16 protein-coding genes and 1 pseudogene are annotated in these 20,271 nt (G+C 70.5%); 11 read left to right on the top strand and 6 right to left on the bottom strand.

What is annotated here, in order from left to right:
- Positions 1-32 precede the first annotated feature (32 nt).
- Positions 33-1,265 carry an ABC transporter ATP-binding protein gene (locus ACFW48_RS19390; RefSeq protein ID WP_386316149.1) on the top strand — a complete coding sequence of 411 codons (1,233 nt, stop codon included), beginning with the start codon at positions 33-35 and terminating at the stop codon, positions 1,263-1,265.
- A gap of 22 nt (positions 1,266-1,287) precedes the next feature.
- Here ACFW48_RS19390 and ACFW48_RS19385 read toward each other — a convergent pair whose 3' ends face one another.
- Positions 1,288-2,283 carry a LysR family transcriptional regulator gene (locus ACFW48_RS19385; protein WP_386316147.1) on the bottom strand — a complete coding sequence of 332 codons (996 nt, stop codon included), beginning with the start codon at positions 2,281-2,283 and terminating at the stop codon, positions 1,288-1,290.
- A gap of 113 nt (positions 2,284-2,396) precedes the next feature.
- A complete protein-coding gene (locus ACFW48_RS19380; RefSeq protein WP_386316145.1) occupies positions 2,397-3,407 on the bottom strand; it encodes an ABC transporter substrate-binding protein in 1,011 nt (336 codons plus the stop codon).
- A 431-nt stretch (positions 3,408-3,838) separates the two neighbouring features.
- On the opposite strand from ACFW48_RS19380, the gene ACFW48_RS19375 reads away from it, so the two are divergent.
- From ACFW48_RS19375 to ACFW48_RS19355, 5 genes are all read left to right on the top strand, one after another.
- Positions 3,839-5,047 carry an MFS transporter gene (locus ACFW48_RS19375; protein ID WP_386316143.1) on the top strand — a complete coding sequence of 403 codons (1,209 nt, stop codon included), beginning with the start codon at positions 3,839-3,841 and terminating at the stop codon, positions 5,045-5,047.
- Between the two features lie 166 nt (positions 5,048-5,213).
- Positions 5,214-6,305, top strand: coding sequence for an alpha/beta hydrolase (locus ACFW48_RS19370; protein WP_386316141.1), 1,092 nt, complete (start codon positions 5,214-5,216; stop codon positions 6,303-6,305).
- On the top strand, positions 6,302-8,035 hold the full coding sequence (locus ACFW48_RS19365) for a thiamine pyrophosphate-binding protein (RefSeq protein WP_386316140.1): 1,734 nt from the start codon (positions 6,302-6,304) through the stop codon (positions 8,033-8,035). Before ACFW48_RS19370 ends, ACFW48_RS19365 begins: the two co-directional genes overlap by 4 nt.
- Positions 8,028-8,510 (top strand): ribonuclease E activity regulator RraA, encoded by a 483-nt coding sequence (gene rraA, locus ACFW48_RS19360; RefSeq protein WP_386316138.1) that lies wholly within the window; start codon positions 8,028-8,030, stop codon positions 8,508-8,510. The genes ACFW48_RS19365 and rraA overlap by 8 nt, the downstream gene beginning before the upstream one ends.
- Position 8,511: 1 nt before the next feature.
- Complete coding sequence (locus ACFW48_RS19355) at positions 8,512-9,552, top strand: LLM class flavin-dependent oxidoreductase (protein ID WP_386316136.1); 1,041 nt, start codon at positions 8,512-8,514, stop codon at positions 9,550-9,552.
- Between the two features lie 61 nt (positions 9,553-9,613).
- Here the strand turns inward: ACFW48_RS19355 and ACFW48_RS19350 are convergent, their stop codons facing one another.
- Entirely contained in the window at positions 9,614-11,263 is a 1,650-nt protein-coding gene (locus tag ACFW48_RS19350) for a carboxylesterase/lipase family protein (protein WP_386316134.1), read from the bottom strand.
- A gap of 55 nt (positions 11,264-11,318) precedes the next feature.
- Positions 11,319-12,893 (bottom strand): carboxylesterase/lipase family protein, encoded by a 1,575-nt coding sequence (locus tag ACFW48_RS19345; protein ID WP_386316132.1) that lies wholly within the window; start codon positions 12,891-12,893, stop codon positions 11,319-11,321.
- Positions 12,894-13,116: 223 nt separating this feature from the next.
- Between ACFW48_RS19345 and ACFW48_RS19340 the strand changes: the two are divergent.
- The 3 genes and pseudogenes from ACFW48_RS19340 to ACFW48_RS19330 all read left to right on the top strand — a co-directional run.
- Positions 13,117-13,409, top strand: a pseudogene (locus tag ACFW48_RS19340) (cation transporter); the annotation flags it as partial.
- A 166-nt stretch (positions 13,410-13,575) separates the two neighbouring features.
- Complete coding sequence (locus ACFW48_RS19335) at positions 13,576-14,604, top strand: alpha/beta hydrolase-fold protein (RefSeq protein ID WP_386316131.1); 1,029 nt, start codon at positions 13,576-13,578, stop codon at positions 14,602-14,604.
- 302 nt (positions 14,605-14,906) lie between these two features.
- Positions 14,907-16,616, top strand: coding sequence for a subtype B tannase (locus ACFW48_RS19330; RefSeq protein ID WP_386316130.1), 1,710 nt, complete (start codon positions 14,907-14,909; stop codon positions 16,614-16,616).
- A gap of 276 nt (positions 16,617-16,892) precedes the next feature.
- Here ACFW48_RS19330 and ACFW48_RS19325 read toward each other — a convergent pair whose 3' ends face one another.
- Together ACFW48_RS19325 and ACFW48_RS19320 are read right to left on the bottom strand one after the other, a co-directional pair.
- The gene (locus ACFW48_RS19325; RefSeq protein ID WP_386316129.1) at positions 16,893-17,318 is read right to left on the bottom strand and encodes a hypothetical protein; all 426 of its coding nucleotides are present in this window, start codon (positions 17,316-17,318) and stop codon (positions 16,893-16,895) included.
- A 161-nt stretch (positions 17,319-17,479) separates the two neighbouring features.
- A complete protein-coding gene (locus tag ACFW48_RS19320) occupies positions 17,480-17,893 on the bottom strand; it encodes a cupin domain-containing protein (protein ID WP_386316128.1) in 414 nt (137 codons plus the stop codon).
- 233 nt (positions 17,894-18,126) lie between these two features.
- On the opposite strand from ACFW48_RS19320, the gene ACFW48_RS19315 reads away from it, so the two are divergent.
- The gene (locus ACFW48_RS19315; protein WP_386316311.1) at positions 18,127-18,690 is read left to right on the top strand and encodes a carboxymuconolactone decarboxylase family protein; all 564 of its coding nucleotides are present in this window, start codon (positions 18,127-18,129) and stop codon (positions 18,688-18,690) included.
- A 49-nt stretch (positions 18,691-18,739) separates the two neighbouring features.
- Positions 18,740-20,269, top strand: coding sequence for an ABC transporter substrate-binding protein (locus tag ACFW48_RS19310; RefSeq protein ID WP_386316126.1), 1,530 nt, complete (start codon positions 18,740-18,742; stop codon positions 20,267-20,269).
- Positions 20,270-20,271 lie beyond the last annotated feature (2 nt).

Raw genomic sequence — 20,271 nt, 5'->3', positions numbered from 1 at the left:
CCGCCCGAATCGTGAACGAGGTGAACAGATCGATGGACGCGCCGCACCGCGACCCAGTGGACCACGGCCTGGTGGTGGAGGGACTCTTCGCCGACTACGGCGGCACGATGGCGGTCTCCGACCTCAGTCTGGAGATCGGACGGTCCGAGTTCGTCACCCTGCTCGGACCCAGCGGATGCGGGAAGACGACCACGTTGCGCTGCGTGGCCGGCCTGCACACCCCCACGTCGGGTGAGATCACCCTGGGGGGAAGGCCGCTGTACGCGCCCGACGCGAACATCCCGCCTCACAAACGGGACATCAACATGGTGTTCCAGTCGTACGCCGTGTGGCCGCACATGACGACCGTGGAGAACGTCATGTACGGCCTGAAGGCGAAGAAGATACCGAAGGCGAAGGCACGGGCCCAGGCCGAGCAGATGCTGGAACTGGTCGGCCTCGGCGAGTTCACCCATCGCAACGCCACCGACCTGAGCGGCGGACAGCAGCAGCGCGTCGCCCTGGCCCGTGCGCTGGCCACCGAGCCCAACCTGGTGCTCATGGACGAGCCGCTGAGCAACCTCGACGCCCAGCTGCGGGCGCGGATGCGCGACGAGATCCGGCAGATCCAGCGCCGTACCGGCATCACGGTGCTCTACGTGACGCACGACCAGTCCGAGGCGCTGTCGATGTCCGACCGGGTGGTGGTGATGAACAAGGGAGTCATCCAGCAGATCGGTGACCCCTGGACGCTTTACCACCGCCCTGCCAACGGCTTCGTGGCGACCTTCGTCGGCGAGGCCAACGTGGTGCCCGCGGTCGTCGTCGACGTGGGCGCGCGCGCCTTCTCCGTGAAGGTGCCCACACTCGGCCCGGACACCGTGCTCGACGTCGCCCACGCCACCTCCGCCGTCAGCCCTTCCAGCGGCGACCGGATCTCCGTCGTGTTCCGCCCCGAGTGGGTACGGGTGGGCCGGGAGACCGGGCCCCTGCCGGCCCGGCTGGACCCCAACGAGTTCCGGGCCCGTCTCGCCGCCAGCGAGTTCCTCGGCGACCACTTCGAGCGCACCTACGAGGCGGGAGAGCACCGGCTGCGGGTCCAGGCCGTCACCGGTCCGACCTCCCGGCCACCGCAGATCGGCGCCGAGCAGACGTTGCTGCTGACGCCGGACAACGTGACCTGGTTCCCCGCCGAGGACGCCGGGCCGCACGGCGACGTGGACGAGACGACGACCGTGGACGAGGGTCTGCCCGCCGGTGTGCCCACCGAGGTGCTCGGCAACTGAGACCCCGGTGCGCCGGTGCCCCTCAAGCGGGCACCGGCGCACTCGTGCGCGGCGCGGGGCTGAGTGAGGACTCGATCTTGGCGGGCAGCATGCCGAGGAAGGCGCGTGCGGCCCGGGAGACCTCCCGGTCGGGCGGGGCGAGGATGACGGCGCCCCGGGTCAGGGGCAGTCCCGGTGCCGCCGTGGGGCGCAGAAGCCCGGCCCGTTGGTCCTCGCGCACGCAGAACTCCGGAAGGACGGCGAGGGCCAGCCCTCGGGTGACGTAGGTGCGCATCGCCTCCAGGCCGCGGGACTCGAGCACCACCCGCAGCGATACGCCGACCTTCTCGGCCCAGCACTCGACCAGCTGCCGGCTGCGCATGCCGTCCGCGAACGTCGCGAAGTCGGTCTGCGAGAGGTAGGAGATGCGGTCGGCCTCGGGCAGGGCGTGTATCTCGTCGTCGGGTCGCGCGTAGAGGTACATCTGTTCCTCGATCGCCCCGAGGGTGGGGAACTCACTGGGCGCCGGGTAACGGCAGATGCCGATGTCGGCCCGCCCCTCCGCCAGCGCCCGCGTGCACTCCTTGCGGGAAGGCTCATGCTTGATGACGACCCGGACGGACGGTGCTCTCTCCTTCATGATCATGACGGCGCCGACGAGCAGGTGCTTGATGTGGTCGGAGTCGCTGACGACCGTCACCGTCGAGCTCTCCGGCAGTTCCTTCATGCGTTCCAGTCGCTGGTGGAACCGGTCGGTGCGGGCCAGGACCTCCTCGGCGAAGCCGAGCAGTTCCCGCCCGGCGTCCGTCAGCTCGGACCGCGCTCCCTGCCTGCGTTCCAGGAGGGTGCAGCCCAGCAGGCGTTCGAGGTGACGGATGCGCTGGGAGACGGCGGGCTGGGTGAGGGCCAGCTCGGCGGCGGCGGCGCGGAAGGAGCCGGCGCGCACGAGGGTCTGGAAGGTGTACATCTGGTCGAACGTCAGTCCCGCGATCAGCCGTTGACGGCTGGTGTGACGCCAGGCGGTGGTGTCGAACGTCATTGTTCCTCCTGTCGGGCAGGCGGGGCGGGCAGGGCGGGCAGGCGTGAGCCCGGGGCGGGCCTGGGGGTGCCAGGCCCTCCCCGGGACGGGTGGGAGGCGTCAGCGGCGACCGGTCACTTCTTCAGCGTGGCGTTGACCTTGCTGACGAAGTCGGCGAAGCTCTCGCCCTGCAACTCGGGCTGGGTGGCCATGCCGTACCAGACCTCCGGCTCGGAGTACCACGGCTCCTTGGCGATGGCCCGCTCGTCCACCCACCCCGTCCGGCTGCCGGCCCCGGTGCCGTAGGTGGCCATGAGGTCGTGCCCCTCGTCGGAACTGGCCCACTCCAGGAAGAGGCGGGCGGCGTACGGATGGGGGGTCGCGGTCGGCAGCCCGACCATCCACAGGGCGGCGTTGGTGGGCGTCGGGTAGGCGTACTCGACGGGAGCGCCGTCGTCGATGTAGTCGTTGTACAGGGTGTCGGTGCCGAACGTGACCGCGTACTCGCCCTTCACCAGCTGCTCGGCGATGGGTATCTGGCTCTCGAAGAGAGCGGGATCGTTGTCGGCCACGCCCTCCAGCCAGTCCCAGCCGTACGTGTCGGCCTGGTGGAGAATCACGTTGGCGTAGTTGCCCGCCGTGGTCGCGCCGCCGGTGTCGCCCAGGGCGATCTTGCCCTTGAACGCGGGATCGGCCAGGGCGGCCACCGGGTCCTCACGCAGCAGTTTCTGCTGCTCGGCCGTGGTGACCTCGGTGTTCCAGGCAACGGCACCGATGCTCTGGTGCAAGGGGTAGATCTTTCCGGCGAGTCCGGTGCCGGGCAGGACCTTGTCGTAGTCGTAGGCGTCGTAGTTCTCGGTGCGGTAGTCGGTGATCCAGCCCTCGTCCTTGGCGTCCTGCCAGAGCTGATGGACGTTCTGGACGACGATGTCCGCGTTGTCGACACCGCCGCCGACCTCTTGGGCCCACTTCTGGAAGAGTGTCGTGCTGCCGTCACGGTAGAGCTTGACCTGGATCCCGTACTTCTTCTCGAAATGCTGGACCCAGGCAGTGGTCGACTTCTCCGTGGTGGCGGCGTACAGGCTGACTTCGCCCTCTTCCTTGGCTTTCTTGATCAGCGAGTCCATGCCCCCCGCGTCGGCCACGTTCTTCGGCAAATTCTCGGAAGTGCCGCTCCCGGAACCGCCGCACCCTGCCAGCAACAGCGAACTCACGGCTGCTGTCCCGACGAGTACCTTTCGGATTCTCATGCTGCCCCAGCCTCCAACTTCCTTGTTCTCGGGGGGAGACGCGAAAGTCCGTAACTTCTCGAAACGGTAGGACCGTGTGCCAGAAACGGTAAGCGTCGGGTTCCTACTCCACCGATAAGCCTGGTCTTATCGCCGGGACGGAGAACATCACGGGCGGCCCTCTTGCGCACTGGTCGGTCACGACGAATCGTCGACAATATCGTCGGCAGTGATGGCGACGTCAGGGACAGTACACGCTCACCCAGCGGGTGCGGAACGGTGCGGACGTGGCCGACCACGTCCGTGGGGCCGGTCCCTGTGCCCACCCGGAACAGCTGAGGAGACCGATGCGCGCGTCAGAGCCGGCCGTCCCCTGGCGGCGGTTGCTGCCGACCGCCCTCGTCCCGAACGTGCTGCACGGCTGCGGCCAGGGCGCCGCGATGCCCGTGACACTGCTGGCGGCGAGGGCGCTGACCGGTTCCTCGGCCACCGCCGCGACGGTCGCGGCGCTGCTGACCGTGGGGCAGCTGCTGCTGGCCCTGCCCGCCGGATGGCTCGTCGGCCGGTACGGGGAACGGCGTGTCATGCTTCTGGCGACGGGCATGACGGCGGTGGGGGGAACGGCCGCGTACCTCGCGCGCTCCGTGTGGCTGCTCGCGGTGGGCGCGCTGGTGATCGGCAGCGGCGCGGCCGTCTTCACCATGGCCCGCCACACCTGGGTCACCGTCGCGGTGTCGGCCCGGGTCCGTGGACGCTCACTGTCCGCTCTCGCCGGGGCCACGCGGCTGGGTCTGTTCGCCGGCCCCATGCTGGCCGCCGCCACCATGCGGCTCACCGGTGATGTCCGGGGAGGCTTCCTGGTCGTCGTGGTCGCGTGCGTCCCGCTGGCGGTCCTGGTCGCGTCGGCTCCCTTCCAGGAGCCGGGCGTCGACGACGGAGGCGACGAGGTGGCTCCGCGCGTGCTCCGTACCGTCTGGGAACGCCGCCGGGTGTTGCTCACGCTCGGTCTGACGCTCTCCGTCGTCAGCACGATGCGCACGACCAGGCGCATCCTCGTGCCGCTCGTCGGGACCGCCGTCGGTCTGGACGAAGTGACCGTCACGGTCGTGGTCGGTCTCGCCGCAGGGCTCGACTTCTCCCTGTTCTACGCGGGCGGAGTCGTGACCGACCGCTGGGGAAGGGTCGCGGTGGCGCTGCCGGCCCTGGTGGTTTTCGGCGTCAGCCACCTCGGGCTCGCGCTCGCGCCTCAACTGCCGCTCGGGGTGCACTGGTTCCTCGGCAGCACCGCGCTCATCGCGATAGCCAACGGGTGGAGCGGCGGGATCGTTCCCACCGTGGGGTCGGACCTCGCGGACCCGCGGTCACCCGCACCGTTCCTCGGTTCATGGCGCCTGGCCACCGAACTGGGGCCGTCCGTGGCGCCGTTCGCCGTAGCGGCGCTGGCCGGTGCGCTGTCCCTGTCCGCCGCGTGCGCCGCGGCCGCGGTACTCGCGGCGCTGGCCGCGCTGCTCCTCCCGGCCCACGCGCGCAGGTACCTTCCCCGGCGGACCACCTGATGAGGTGCGGAGCACCGCGGCTGCTTATCAGCTCATCACGAATGCTTTCGCGCCGGGCATTGCGCTTCCTGGTGTCGGCTTCCGACCATGGCGGGAACCGGAGAGGAGAAGCCACATGACATCCCCAGGGAAGAGACACGCGTTCGGGCGCCGCACGGCAAGCGTCATGACGTCCGGAATTCTCGTCGCGATGTGTCTGGCGGCGGCCGCCCCGTCGGCCGCCGGAGGCGCCGACACCACGAATTCCGCCGCCAATCGGACGGACCGGGATTCCACGGGGACCGTACTGCGTGTGAAGGTGCGCGGGAAATCGCTCGAAGGGAACCTGGAGGGTGATTCACCGGACCGAGACGTCTCGGTGTATCTGCCTCCCGGCTACAAGTCCGACCCCCACCGGCGCTATCCCGTTCTCTATATGCTGCACGGATTCACCAACACGGACCTGAGCTACTTCGGCGAGGGAGCCGGGACACACATCCCCACCATCGCCGACCGGGCGATCGGGAACGGCGCCGCACACGACATGATCATCGTCACGCCGAACGCGATGACCGTCTACGGCGGAAGCAACTACTCCAGCGGCGCGACCACGGGGGACTGGGAGTCCTTCGTCTCCCGCGACCTGGTGACGTACGTGGACAAGCACTTCCGTACCGTCGCCCGGGTCGAAGCCCGTGGTCTGGCAGGTCATTCCATGGGCGGCTACGGCGCGATGCGGATCGGGATGAAGCATCCCGAGGTCTTCTCCTCCCTCTACATCCTCAGCTCCTGCTGCATCTCCCCGTCCAGCAACATCCCGGACACCCAGGAGGAGATGGCGGCGTTCGAGGCGTTCACCCGGCGTCCCGAGGACTACACCCAGATCCCGGCCAACATCAGGACGGCGGTCGCCGCCGCGGCGGCGTGGGCCCCCAACCCCGCCAAACCGCCCCTCTACTACGACTCCCCGGTCAAGAACGGCGAGCCGCAGCCGTCGGTGATCGCCCGGATGACCGCCAACCGGCCGCTGGCCATGGTCGACCAGTACATCAGCAACCTCAAGAAGCAGCACATCGCCTTCGACGTCGGCGACGAGGACACCAACATCGCGGCGAACCTCACCGAGTTCGACCGCGTCCTGACGACCTACGGCGTGCCGCACACCTTCGAGGTCTACCACGGCAACCACGGCAATCGCGTCCCCGAGCGCTTCGAGCACGAGGTGCTTCCCTTCTTCTCGAAGCACCTCGCGCGAAAGCCGGCGAAGGAGTCCTCTTGAGCAACACCGACCTGGCCACCGCAACCGGTACCCGGGCCCGCACCCGCACATGTGCCACGACGTTGGCCGACGCCGTGGCGCGCACCGGCTGCGCCCATGTCTTCGCCCTCATGGGGGACGGCAACATGCACCTGCTGCTGGCGCTGGAGGAGCGTGGCGTCGACGTGGTGGAGGTCCGGCACGAGAGCGCCGCCGTGGCGATGGCCGAGGGATACACCTGGTCGGCGGGCCGGACCGGCATCTGCTCGGTCACCCACGGCCCCGGACTCACCCATGTGGCGACGTCGCTGATGGTCGCGGCACGCAATCGGACGGCGCTCGTCGTGATCGCCGCCGAGACACCCACCGGTTACCAGGGCGCCCAGAGCTTCGACCAGGCGTCCTTCGCCGCCTCCTGCGAGGCGGTGTACCGCGCCATGGGCCGGGACGACGACCCCGAGGACGCCCTCTGCGCGGCACTGGCCGTGGCGCGGGAGCGGTCGCGTCCGGTCGTCCTGGGGATCGCCGCCGACCTTCTCACCTCGCCCGCGGCCGGCAGCGCCGCACGAGGACCGGAGCCGCTGCCGGACCCCGCCGGGGCACCGTCCGCCGAGGACGACGCGGTCGCGGCCGACCGGCTGGCCCGGCTGCTCACCGACGCGGAACGGCCGGTGCTGATCGCGGGCCGCGGCGCGGCGGACGGCCACGCTCCCGACCTCCTGCGCACGCTCGCGGACCACTTCGGCGCCGGCCTGGCCACGACCCTGCCCGCCAAGGGCGTGTTCGACGGCCACCCCCTCGACCTGGGCATCGCCGGCGGCCTGGCCCACCCCGCCGCCGAGCGCCTGCTCGGCTCCGCCGACCTGGTCGTGGCGTTCGGCGCCTCCATGGGCCGCAGCACCACGCAGTCCCGGCACCTGTTCGCCCAGGCACACGTCGTCAAGGTGGTCGACGAGGCACCCGACGCCGAGCCGACGCGGGCACCGGGGGACGGCGGACGGACGGAGACGCTGCGCGGCGACGCGGCGGGCACTCTGCGGCGCACCGTGTCCCTGACCCGGGCGCTGACCGGTTCGCGCCGGCCGTGGTTCAGCCCGGTCGGCCCGTCCGCCGAATGCTGGCAGGAGGACCTGCGGAACTTCGCTCCACCGGTCCCCGACGGCACCGTCGACCCTCGGCGCGCGGTCGCCGAGATCAGCGAGCGCCTTCCCGAGGACGCCACCGTCGTCATCAGCAACGGCCACTGCTCGGGCTTCGCCGCCGCGTTCGTCACCGCGCCCGCCCGGGGCCGCTTCTTCGCGGCCCAGGGCTTCGGCTCCATCGGCCAGGCGCTCACCACGGCCATCGGTGTCGCCCTGGGTGCTCCGGACCGCAAGACCGTGGTCTTCGAGGGGGACGCCGCGTTCATGATGCACGTACAGGAACTGGACACCGCGGCCCGCGCCGGGGCCGATCTGACGGTGTTCGTCCTCAACGACCAGGCGCTGGGCACCGAGTACCAGCGCCTGCACCGCGACGGCGACAATGCCGAGGCGGCCGTCGTCCCGCCACCCGGCCTCGCTCCGCTCGCCACCGCCTTCGGTGCCCGCTCGGCGACCGTGGACGGAGCCGGGGCCGGGGAAGTCGTCGAGGAGGCGCTGCGACCCGGTCTCGCCGTCGTCGATGTACGCACCGCGCGGTCGGTGCTCAGCCGCCACATGCGGCTTCCGCACACACTGAGCGGCCGGAACGGGGGGAGGGAGAGTGAGTGACGAGGCGACGGCGGACGTGTGCGACCGGTGGGAGAGCACGGTCCAGACCTGCACCACCCAGCTGCGGTCGTACGGCGGTCGGACACGATTCTCCGGGGTCGTCGACACCATCTCCTGCCTGGAGGACAACGTGCTCGTGCGCGAGGCCCTGTCCCGGCCGGGAGAGGGCCGTGTGCTCGTGGTCGACGGGGCTGGATCGCTGCGCACGGCGCTGATGGGCGACGCGATGGCCGACCTGGCGAGGGTCAACGGCTGGGCGGGAGTGATCGTGCACGGAGCGGTGCGTGACGTGGCCCGGCTGCACGAGACCGACCTCGGGGTGCTCGCTCTCGGGGCGAACCCGCGCCGCAGCGGGAAGACCGGAACCGGCACCGCCGGACAGCCGGTGGTGTTCGGCGGTGTGGTGTTCACGCCGGGTGACACCGTGCACGTGGACGAGGACGGTGTGGCCCTGGTGGCCCGCGAGACGGAGTGAGATGACCGGGGCACCGCAGTTCGCCATGCAGTTCACCGTTCTCGAACCGGTCCTCACTCGCGAGCACGCCCGCCGGCTGACCGACCTGGCGAGGATGGCGGACGACTACGGCCTGCACTCCATCGGTGTCGGTGACACGGGCTTTCGCCTCAACGAGGCGGCGGCCCGTGTCACTTTGCTCGCGCTCGGCACCACGCACACCTACGTCGGGATGCGCCCCACCAACCCCTGGACCCGTGACCCGCAGATCGCGGCGGCCTTCCTCGCCACGATCGACGGCATCACCGGTGGCCGTGCCTTCATGGAGGTCGCCACGGGCGACTCCGCCGTGCGCAGTGTCGGCCGCCGGCCGGCGACCCGGGCCCGCCTGGAGGAGTACGTGACCTGCGTACGCGATGTCCTGGCCACCGGCCACGGACGTTACGACGGACGCGACATCCGCGCCTTCACCGGCCCGCGTGACCCGGTCCGCATCTCGGTCGGCGCGGAGGGTCCGCGCATGCTGCGGCTCGCCGGGGCCGTCGGTGACGCGGCCTCCATCGGCACCGGCCTCACCCCCGAGGTCGTGCAGTGGTCCCTGGAGCAGCTCCAGGAGGGCGCCCGTGAGTGTGGCCGCCGAGATGCCGCCGAACCGTGGTTCACCGTCCGCAGCGTTCTGGACGGCGACCGGGAGGCCGCACGGGACCGGCTGCGTCCCTCGCTCGCGTCGATCCTGCACCACAGCATGCGGCAGGGAGTCGAGGGCCGGCTGATCCCCGAACACCACCACGCGGCGGTGCGGGAGTACGTACGCCGCTACACCCTGGCGGACCACCAGCGGGCCGGTGGCGGCAACGCGCGGCTGATGGGGGAGCTGGGACTGGCCGGTTTCGCGATGGACCGCTGGGGCATGGCGGGCGACGCGGCGGACTGGACCCGACGCATCGAGGAACTGACCGCCCGCGGAGTGCGCCGGGTGTGGCTGGCCAACCGCGGCGGCCTCGACGAACTGGAGCGCACGCTGCGGAGCTTCGGGCAGGAGGTGCTGCCTCGGGTGCGCTGAGCGGCACGCGGGCGGGCCCGGCACGCACGGCGCGTGTCGGGCCCGCCCGTGTGCGGACCGGTCAGGACAGCAGCTTCTGCCAGAAGACGAGGTTGTGCTTCTCGGGGAAGCCGCGGCTCGCCTTGGAGCAGGCGGCCGGGGCGTCGCCGCTCGCCGGCGAGGTGTCGCAGGCGACGAGGAACATCAGTGCGCCCGCCCGGTCGCTGTACTTCGGCCAGGACGGGGTGTCCGGGCCGTTGGGGTCGCCGGACGTGGTGAACCGGTCCCAGTACTCGATCATCTGGCGGGACAGTTCGAGCTGGTCGTCGTCGTAGGGAAGGGTCTGGCCGAGGTAGTCCCAGAGGTAGCCGAGGTCGTCGACGTGGACGGCCCCGCCGAAGGGGAACTCACGGGCGGCCCGGCTCTCCCGCTGGATGCGGAAGACGGACGTGAAGTGCGGGGTGTCGCTCTCGGCGAACTCGTACGCGTAGGTCGGCACCCACTTGGACAGCGTGCGGGTGAGCTGCCAGCGGGTGTGGGAGGTCGATCCGTTCTGGGCGTCGGTCCACGCCTCGCCCGGGGTGCGGTAGTTGCTCAGGGGGTACTCGGCGAGGACCGCGTCGGCGTCGTCGCCGTAGGCGGAGCGGACGGCGGCCTCGTACTGGGCGGCCGTCATCGGCGTACCGAGATAGTCGTGGTTCTGGAACGTGGACAGGCCGCGCTCGCTGTCGGTCTGGCCCAGCATGACCGGGACCCGGTTGAACCGGCCGGACTGTACCGCGGTCGCCGGGTTGACCGGGAAGGCGCGTCCGCCGGTGGAGAGGCTGACGCCGGCCTTCTTCTGGGCGGCGAGCAGGTCGGCGGCGGGCTTGGCGCGCAGGCAGGCCAGGACATCGGCGACGGTGGCGCAGCCGGCCTCCTTGACGAAGGCGGTGCTCTGCGCCCGGCCGGAGGCGGCGGACTGGAGGTGGCAGCCGCCGCTCATGAGGACGGCGCGGGAGAAGAGGCCCTCCGCGGTGGGGGAGGCGAGGTGGTCGCAGACCGAGCCGGCGCCGGCGGACTGGCCGGCGATGGTGACGTTCTCCGGGTCGCCGCCGAACCGGGAGATGTCGGAGTGCACCCAGCGCAGGGCCGCCTGCTGGTCGAGGAGGCCGTAGTTGCCGGGGCCGTCCTCGCTCTCCGCCCGCAACTGGGGCAGGTTGAGGGTGCCGAGGACACCCAGGCGGTAGTTGATGGTGACGACGATCGCGCCGGTCTGGGTGACGAACCTGCGCGGGTCGGTGTCCTGGCCGGCGCCCCCGGTGAAGCCGCCGCCGTGGATCCACACCAGGACCGGTGTCTTCGCGCGGGCGGAGTCGGGGACGTAGACGTTGAGGTCGAGGCAGTCCTCGGTGGTGATGATCTTCTCGTAGCCGGGGTCCCAGCCGGTGTTCTGCGCACACCGGTCGCCGAAGGAGGTGGCGTCGCGGACGCCGGACCACTTCGGTCCGGAGCGGGGCGCCTGCCAGCGGCCGGCCTCGGCGTAGGGGATGCCGAGCCAGGCGCCGTAGCCGGTGCGGTCGGTGCCGCGGACCTTGCCCTGGCTGGTCTGCACCACGTCAGAGGCGGGCCGGCCGCCCGCCGACGTGGACGACTGGGCCTGCGCGGCGAGCGGGGTGAGACCCAGGGCGAGCAGCCCGAGGGCGGTGAGTGCGGCGCGGACGGTGCCGCGCCGGGTGCGGGACGGTCTCATGGCTCCCTGCTTTCTGCGTGCGGGTGTGCCGGAAACGGTCGACGGCGGGATGACGTCAGGCGAGCCAGAAGTCGCAGTGGTGGTCGGCCGAGTAGCCGCTGATCACCTTGCTGGCACCGGCCGTGCGCAACTGCATGACCGGCCAGTCGGCAGCGGCGGTGTAGCGCGGCCAGGCGGGCTCGCCCTTGGCCTTCGGGGCGCCGCTGTGGGCGAAGGCACCCCAGTAGCGGATCATCTGGTCGGCCAGCTTCTCCTGCCGCACGGTGAGGGGCTTCTCGCCGAGGGTGAAGTCGAAGAGGTAGGCGAGTTCGGCGCTGTGCGCGTTCGACATGTCCTTGCCGGGGAGGGTGAAGCCGTACAGCGTCGGCGAGGTGGGGTCGTCGAACTCGTAGCGGTAGACGGGCACCTCGGCGGAGATCAGCCGTGCGGCCTGCTGGTTGGTGCAGGCACGCTGGACGTCGGTCCGGATCTGCGTGAGGGCGTCCCAGGGGTTGTCGAAGTCCTCCAGCGGATACAGCTCCAGGACGCGGTCGGCCCGGTCGCCGTAGTCCTCGCGGACCCGCTCCTCGAAGCCTTCCGGGGTGAGGCCGGCGAACGCCTCGGAGGCGAGGCGGTTCTCGGATCGGGTGTTCCCGGTCAGCACCGGCACCGCGTTCCAGGTTCCGTCCGCCAGGGCCTGCCGGAACGTCTTGGGCAGCACGGGGCCGCCGACCTTGGAGCCGCCCAGGTACTCGCCCTGGTGGGCGATCAGGGTGCCCGGCCACGCCTTGCGCAGACAGGCGACGGCGGTGGCCTCGTCGGGGCAGCCGACGGCCTCGGCGTAGGTGACCCCGCTCTGCTCGCCGGCGGCGAGGGTCGACTGAGACTGCAGGCACTGGGAACTCTGCACCGCGGCCTTGTCGAACAGGCCGCGGGCGGAGGGCATGGCCATCAGGTCGCAGACGGCGCCACCGCCGGCGGACTGGCCGGCGATGGTGACGTTGCCGGAGTCGCCGCCGAAGCGGGCGATGTTGTCCTCGACCCATTCCAGGGACGCCACCTGGTCCATGCGGGCGTAGTTGCCGGAACCGCCCGGTGTCTGCTCGCTCAGCGCCGGGTGGGCGAGAAAACCGAGGGCGCCGAGCCGGTAGTTGACGGTGACGACGATGACGTGGCTCTTGGCGGCCATGCTGCCACCGCCGTAGATGACACCGGTTCCCTGGGTGTTGGCGCCGCCGTGGAACCACACCAGTACGGGCAGCCGGGCACCGGGCTCGGTGCCGCTGGGGCGGTAGACGTCCAGGTAGAGGCAGTCTTCGCTGACGGCCTGCTCCTCCCGTACGCCGGAGGGCTGGAACTGCAGACAGGCGGGTGACTGGTGGTCCGCCTGTCGCACGCCCTTCCAGGACGCGGGCGCGGCGGGCGGCGCGAAGCGCAGGTCACGTACGGGCGGGGCCGCGTACGGCAGTCCCAGGAACCGGTCCGCCCGGTCGGCGGTGACCCCCTGGACCGGGCCGCTGTCCGTCCGCACGACGGGCGCGGCGCGGCCCGCGTCCAGCCCCGAGGCCGAGCCGGCGGTGGACGCGGAGGCCACCAGGGCGAGGGCGGGAAGCAGGGCGGTCGCCGCGAGCGCGGCCAGAGGGCGCCTCAAGACACGTCTGAACACACAACCTCCAAGTAGGGAGCCGCCGCCGTCAAGCGGCCGGCGGGGCGAGCTGTGGGATGTGAGTTGTCCGTGGCGACTGCGAACGTAGCCGGTCGGCAATATTGTCAGCAATATGTGCGACAGAGTTTCTTCAGTCCCTGAAGGCGGATCACCCGCTACGAGCCGGCCGACGACCGCCTCGGCAACGCCCTGGACGACCTGCGCACCGCCCTTCCTGTCCGCCGCCCAACGCCGCGCCGGCCGCGAACTGGACTCCGCGAGCGCGGTCGCCGACTCCCGGCAGGCGCTGCTGTGCACCTACCTGTCCGCGGCGCTCCTGGCGGGCCTGGTCCTGAACGCCGCCCTCGGCTGGTCCTGGCCGATCCCGTCGCCGCTCTCGTCATCGCCGCCCTCGCCGTGAAGGAAGGCCGCGATGCCTGGCAGGGCGAGGGGTGCTGCGCGCCGTCGGCGGGTGTGACGGCGGACGGGTGCGGCGACCGCCCGCCCGGATGCGGCTGTTGAGGCGTCACCGGGCCGCGGCCCGGTTCCCCCGGTTGACGTTCGCGTCGCGCGCGCCGGAGCCGTGGCTCACGCGCCGGGCCTTCACAGCCTCACGCGCCGCGCCTTCACAGCTACGGCAATGGCGCGCCTTACCGTTTCCACAGGCGGCGTTCGGACAATCTTCGGCATGAACACCTCCCACCTGTCACGACGCGGTTTTCTCGCCGCGTCGTTCGGCGCCGTCCTCCTCGGTGCCACCGCATGCGGCAACTCCTCCGACGGCTCGAGCGCCGGAGAGTCCGGCTCCTCCGAGGCGTCCAGCAGCCCCTCCACCACCGGGACCGCCACGACGAGCGGCACTGAGGAGCCACCCAGCCTCGACAGCCTGATCTCGGAGGTGAAGAGCACGTTCCGGCAGTTCACGTACGAGGACTCCCAGACGGGGGAGTCCCTGCCCTACAACTTGTACATCCCCGAGGACTACGACGCCGCCAAGTCCTACCCCTTGGTGCTCTACATCGCCGACTCCAGCCTGGTCGGCCAGGACGTCACCGCCCCGCTGTCACAGTACGGCGCACTGATCTGGGCCGGCGCCGACGAACAGGCCAAGCGCGCCAGCTTCGTCCTCGTCCCCGAGTTCCCGTCCGTCATCATCGACGACCACGGCAGCTACACCACCACCGACTACGTCGAGATGACCACCCGCCTGCTCGGCTCGGTCACCGGCGAGTACAGCATCGACGACAAGCGGATCTACGGCACCGGCCAGTCGATGGGCTGCATGACGGTGATGTACCTGACCGCCAAGCACCCCGACCTGTTCGCCGCCGAGCTCTTCGTCTCCGGCCAGTGGGACGTCAGCGAACTGGGCAACCTGGCCGAGGAGAAGTTCTTCTACATCGCCGCCGGTGGCGACGAGAACGCCTCCGGCGGCCAGGCCGACGTCAAGAACTTGCTCAAGGAAGCCGGAGTCTCCTACCAGAGCGCCACCTGGGACGCGACCTGGACCGCCGCACAGTACGCCACCGCCGCCAAGAAGCTCTTCGCCGCGGGCGACGACATCAACTTCGCCACCTTCAAGACCGGCACTGTCCTGGAAGCCTCCGACTCCACCTCCTCCGGCTCGGCCATGAACAGCGAACACATGGCCTCCTTCGAACCCGCCTACAAGATCACCGCCCTGCGTGACTGGCTCTTCGAACAGAAGGCCGCCTGAGACCGTGGAGCCTGGGGCGCCCGGCTCGGCCAGTCGTGTTCGCCGTGTGACGGCCGCGCGGCGACGTCCGGCTCCTGATGGACCAGGCCGCGACGGTGCGTGGGGTGAGCGCGGACCTCGGAAAATGACGGCAATATTGCTGTGCATATTGTCAACAATCTTGTAGCGTTCGTCACGCCTCGGCCCCGAGGCATCCACGAAGCACTTGATGTTCAGTGAGGGGAGACCTCGTGCAGCGGCTCTCCGCGTCTTCCGGACGCGACGCACTCACCCATCCGACCGATATACGGAAAGGACGTCCCGTGACCCGCACTCGCCTCCTGAGAGGTGCGGCTTTCACGGCTTCCCTCGTTCTCGCGGCGGTCGCGACGCCGGCCTCCGTCGCGGTGGCGGCTCCCGCCGCTGGTCGCGGTCACTCGGTGGACCGCGAGGACGCCGCGCTGGACTTCGACTCCGCCGCCTACACGACGATCACCGTCACCGTCGACGGCCGGCCGATCAACGTGCGCTGGTACAAGCAGATCTGCTACGTCGCGAACCCGGTCGCGGCGGCGGCCCAGCAGCCCGGCGGCCCCGGCGGCGGTACGACGATCACCGACACCGAGTGCGGCTACCAGAGCATGAACGTGTTCGTTCCCGAGAGCGCCTTCGGCGACCAGCGCACCCTGGTCTACTTCGCCGTGAACAACAGCGGCTGGAAGGCCAGTTACCTGCGGGCGAGCGTCACCGCCGGCACCTCCTACAACAGCGCGACGAGCAACGTCGGCGCCGCGCTGAAGGCGGGCTATGTCTTCGTCGACGTCGCCAACCGCAGCCGCGGCCTGGTCGGAGCGGACGGTACGGCTCCCGGCAAGGCCCCCGCGGCGGTGGTCGACGCCAAGGCGGCCGTCCGCTACCTGCGTCTCAACGACGCCGCGATGCCCGGCAGCGCGGAACGCGTCGTCATCAACGGCACCAGCGGAGGCGGAGCCTTGGTGTCGATCCTGGGCGCCTCCGGCAACAGCGCCGAGTACAACTCCCACCTCGCCGCGATCGGCGCCGCCGGTATCGACGCCAAGGGCCGCAGCACCCTGCGCGACGACGTCTTCGCCGTGAACGCGTACTGCCCGATCACCGACCTCGGCAACGCCGACATCGCCTACGAATGGCTCTACAACGTCCTCGGCACCCGAGACACCACCGGCTCCAACCCCTCGCCGTCGGACGCCGCCGCGATCGCGGCCCGATTCGCGGCGTACGAGAAAAGCCTCGGGCTGCGCAACCCCGACGGCTCCAGGCTCACCGCCGCGACCATGCTCGACACCATCAGGAAGGAAGTCATCCGCTCCGCCGAGACCTACCTGAAGGCGGACCCGGCCCACACGATCCCGCCGTTGGGCGGCACCTTCCAGATCACCTCCCGCGGCACCACCAAGTCGTACGTCAACGACTGGATCGACGTCGACACCGCCACCGGCAAGGTGCGTTCCGTCGACATGGTGAAGTACCTCGCGTTCGTCGCCACGCAGGCCACGCTGAAGACGACCCCCGCCTTCGACGCCGTGGGTGTCGACGGGAACATCACCAGCGGCACCGAGACCGACCTGTTCGGCCCGCCGACGCAGAAGTACCTGAACTACACCGAGTACAGCTGGAACCACAACGACGTCGCCGGCGACGGCAGCGGCCTCGACGACACCGGGCTGACCTGGAAGCAGTACACCGCGAAGAAGAGCACAACCGTCGATGACCAGGTGCACCTGATCAACCCGATGGACTTCATCGGCACGAGCGCCGACACCGCGCCCAACTGGTACGTCCGGCACGGAACCCGCGACCGGGACACCGCGTTCACCGTCTCCCTCAACCTCGACCGAGCGCTTGCCGACGACAAGCAGGTCAAGAGCCTGAACTACCAGCTCGCCTGGGACCAGCCGCACGCCGGCAACTACGACGTGCCCGAGGCCATGGCCTGGATCGCCGAGGTCGTCCGCGAGGCCGGCGACCCGCTCGCCTCCGGGCACAAGGGCTGAGCCGTCCGCGCACCCGAAGGCGGACAGCCGGTGCGGCGGAGCAGCGGTGCGGCTCCGCGGCGGAGAGGTGACCGGCCGCCCGCGCCGCTCGGTGGACCGGCCACCGGGCAGTGCGGGCAGCCGGGTCAGGCCGACTCGCGGACGACGATCCGCGCGGGCGGCGGGCGGAGGCCGTCCGTGTCGAGGCCCAGGGCGAGGCGGGCGCGGAGCCGACCGTGGGCCTTGGCGTCGACATGGACGCTGGTGAGCCCCGGGGAGGTGCAGGCACCGTACCGGTCAGGAACGTCTGGACGGCTTCGGCGCGGGCGTAGCGATCAGCCGGCCCGACGAAGGCCCTGGGGACCCGAGTACCCAGATCGCGGGTGGCGTGCCCGGTGAACTCAGCCGGGTCGCGGTCAGCGGGGACCCGGTGTCGGGCAGGGCCACGGCGATGACGGTGTGGCCGTGCTCCACCAGGTGACGCGGCTGCACCGCCGCGTGGGCGGCGAGGCCGTCGCGCCAGCCGCCGCCGAGGTCGTCCAGTACCCGGCCGGTGAGGCAGGTCTCGCCGAACCGGATGACCGCGCGGGGCGCGATGACGTCCAGGACCTGCTGTGTGGACTGCGGAGTGTGGTGGGCGTGCCGGACGAGCAGGACGTGGTCGTGAGCGGCGAGTTCGGCGTCGAGGCCCTGGATGCAGCTCCGGGAGTGGTCGCCCTCCATGCGGCGGCCTGCTCGACGTCACCGACGACCCGGAGACTCTCGACTCCACGGGCTTCCGGGCCGTCGCAGACCGTCGACGGTCTCCGCCACCGAGGCCATGAAGTCGTCGCGCCGCACCTCGCCGCCGGTGAACCCCCGCATGCCGGCGCCCCGCTGCGGCTTCACCGCGGCTTGCCCATCTGGTCCTCGTCCGACAAGTGCTCCACCGTCTTGCCGGTCTCCGTGAACGTACGGGTCACATGACCCGAGGAGTACACCCACAGGATGCGCAGCGGGGTGTCACCGACGTTGCGGAACAGGTGGGGGACGGGAGAAGGGATGTAGGTGGTGTCGAACCGCTCCAGCTTCGTCACCTCGCCGTCGACCCACACCTCCGCCTCTCCGTCGAGGATCGTCACGTGCTCGTCGCAGTTGTGCGAGTGCATCGGGGCCCCGGAACCCACCGGGTACACGCTCATGCCACTGGTGATGCGGTTCTCCCCGCCGGCCGACGGCGTCGTGATCAGGGGCGTCGTCACCACGGCACCGCCCCGGTCGAGCAGGGGCACGGACGCGGCCTTGATGATGGTGGTCATCGTGGGGGATCCTCTCCGGTTCATCGTCTTGCGTCGGACGACGTTAGGTCGCGCGGGCGCGGATCGGTGCCCTGTCGCGCGCAGGTTTACCTTGCGCTCCGGGAGGGGTGTGCTTCCTCGGCCCGGCTGTACCGTCACCTGTCACCGCAGGGCTTCGACCCGCTGCGGAAACGCGTCGGAAAGAAAAGGCAGGTATCGGCCGGATGAGGCTCCCCGTTCTCACCGAAGAGGAAATGGACCAGCGGCAGACCGAGTTGGCCGCTCGTATCGCCGGCCGCCGCGGCGCGGTCCGCGGCCCCTTTCGGGTCTGGCTGCACAGCCCGGAGATGTGCGAGCGGGCCGAGTCCCTCGGCGCCTTCGCCCGCTTCGACTGCAGCCTGCCCGAGCACCTGCGGGAACTGACGCTGCTGATGGCGGCCCGCAACTGGGACGCGCAGTACTCCTGGAACGCCCACGTCCACCAGGCCGTCGAGGCCGGCGTACCCGAGGCGGCCGTCAAGGCGATTGCCGAGAAGCGCGAGGCCGTCTTCGACGACCCGGCGGACCAGGCGTTCTACCGGTTCTGCAAGGAGGTGCTGGAGGAGCACTTCGTCTCGGACGAGACGTTCGCCGACGCGCTGGCGCACTTCGGGGCCAAAGGGCTGGTCGACACGATCGGCGCGCTCGGCAACTTCACCATGCTCGGCATGTGCCTGAACACCTTCCAGGTGGACCTCCAGCCCGACAGGGAACCGCCCTTCCCGGACATCCGCGGCTACGGCCGCGCAGCCGGCGGCCAGGCCCCCGAACTGCCGTGACCCACCACTCCTTCTTCCCGCAGTGCTTGGCGCAAGGAGGCGTCAGCCCATGAGAAGCAGCAAGAGCACCAGCACGTCCAAGTTCCTGGCCGTCGCCTGCCTGGCGACCGCGATGGTCGTCACGGGCTGCTCCGGGAGTGCGAAGAGCCCGGGCAAGTCCACCTCCGGCACACTGGCCGTCAACTGGGGCGGCTTCCCGGAAAGCTGGGCGCCGGGCGCCGAGATGGAAGCCGGCTACATGCGCGTCCCCTACGAGAACCTGGTGGCCCTGGACGCGAAGGGCGCGATATCCCCCGCGCTGGCGACCAAGTGGGAGCAGACCGAGGAGGCGCTGACCCTCACCCTGCGCGAAGGGGTCACCTTCCACGACGGCACCCCGTTCGACGCCGAGGCCGTCAAGGTCAACCTGGAGTCCATCCGCGACGGCAAGACCGCCTACGCGGGCCCCCTGAAGGTGATCGAGTCGGTCGACGCCGTCGACGCGCACACCGTACGGATCAACCTTGCCGAGCCGACCCCGTCCCTGCTCACCACGCTCTCCACCCGCGGCGCCCCCATGGGCAGCCCGAAGGCCATCGAGGACGGCACGATCGCCCAGACCCCCGTGGGCACCGGTCCCTGGGCCTACGACGCGGGCTCGTCCACCAAGGGCACCCGCATGGCGTTCAAGTACTACGACGGCTACTGGGGCGGCAAGGACAGCGTCGGCTTCCAGACGGTCGAGCTGTACGCGATCCCCGAGGACAACGCGGCCACCGGCGCCCTCGCCACCGGCGAGATCGCCCTCACCGACACCGAGACCACCCAGCTCGGTCGTATCGAGGGCAACTCCAGCCTCGAACACCTCTCCTACCCGGCGATCCGCAACAACCCGATGTTCTTCGATCGCGGACCGGGCGGCGCCTTCGAGGACGCCGACGTGCGCCGCGCCGCCTGCTACGCCCTGAACACCGAGGAGATCGTCAAGCTCGAACCCGACTTCAAGGCCCGCACCCAGCACTTCGCCGAAGGTGAGCCCGGGCACAACCCGGGCGTCGCCGGGTATGCCCACGACCTCGACGAGGCCAAGCGGCTCATGGCCAAGGCCGGCGACCCGGAGATCTCCGTGGAAGTATTGGCCGCGCCCTTCAACGAGAAGCAGCTCCAGGTCTACGCCCAGCAACTGGAGAAGATCGGCATCAAGGTGTCCGTGCAGTCCGCGGCCCCGCCCCAGTACTTCTCGCAGTGGAACAGCGGGCGCTACGCCCTCGGTCTCGGCTCCAACGACGAGCTGACCCCGTACGACTGGTACAAGGCGTGGTTCGCCGCCGACGCCCCCGGCAACCCCTCCCACGTGGAGAGCGCCGAGCTGAAGGCAGCCGCCGACGCCGCCATCGCGTCCGGTGCCTCCGAGGAGGCCGACGCGCTGTGGCAGAAGGTCACCAAGATCATCTCCGACGAGGCCCTCACCTGCGCCCACGTGGCGGGCGAGGAGCTGATCGCCTGGAACACCGAGGCCGTCACCGGGGTCAAGCCCTCCTCCCAGCCGTGGGAGACCAACCTCGTCGACTACAAGGCCCTGCGGCCGGCGGGGAAGTGAGC

Source organism: Streptomyces sp. NPDC058812 (genome assembly GCF_042744565.1).
GTDB lineage: Bacteria > Actinomycetota > Actinomycetes > Streptomycetales > Streptomycetaceae > Streptomyces > Streptomyces thinghirensis.
Note: the sequence above shows the minus strand (reverse complement) of the source record. Positions and strands in the feature narration are given on the sequence as shown.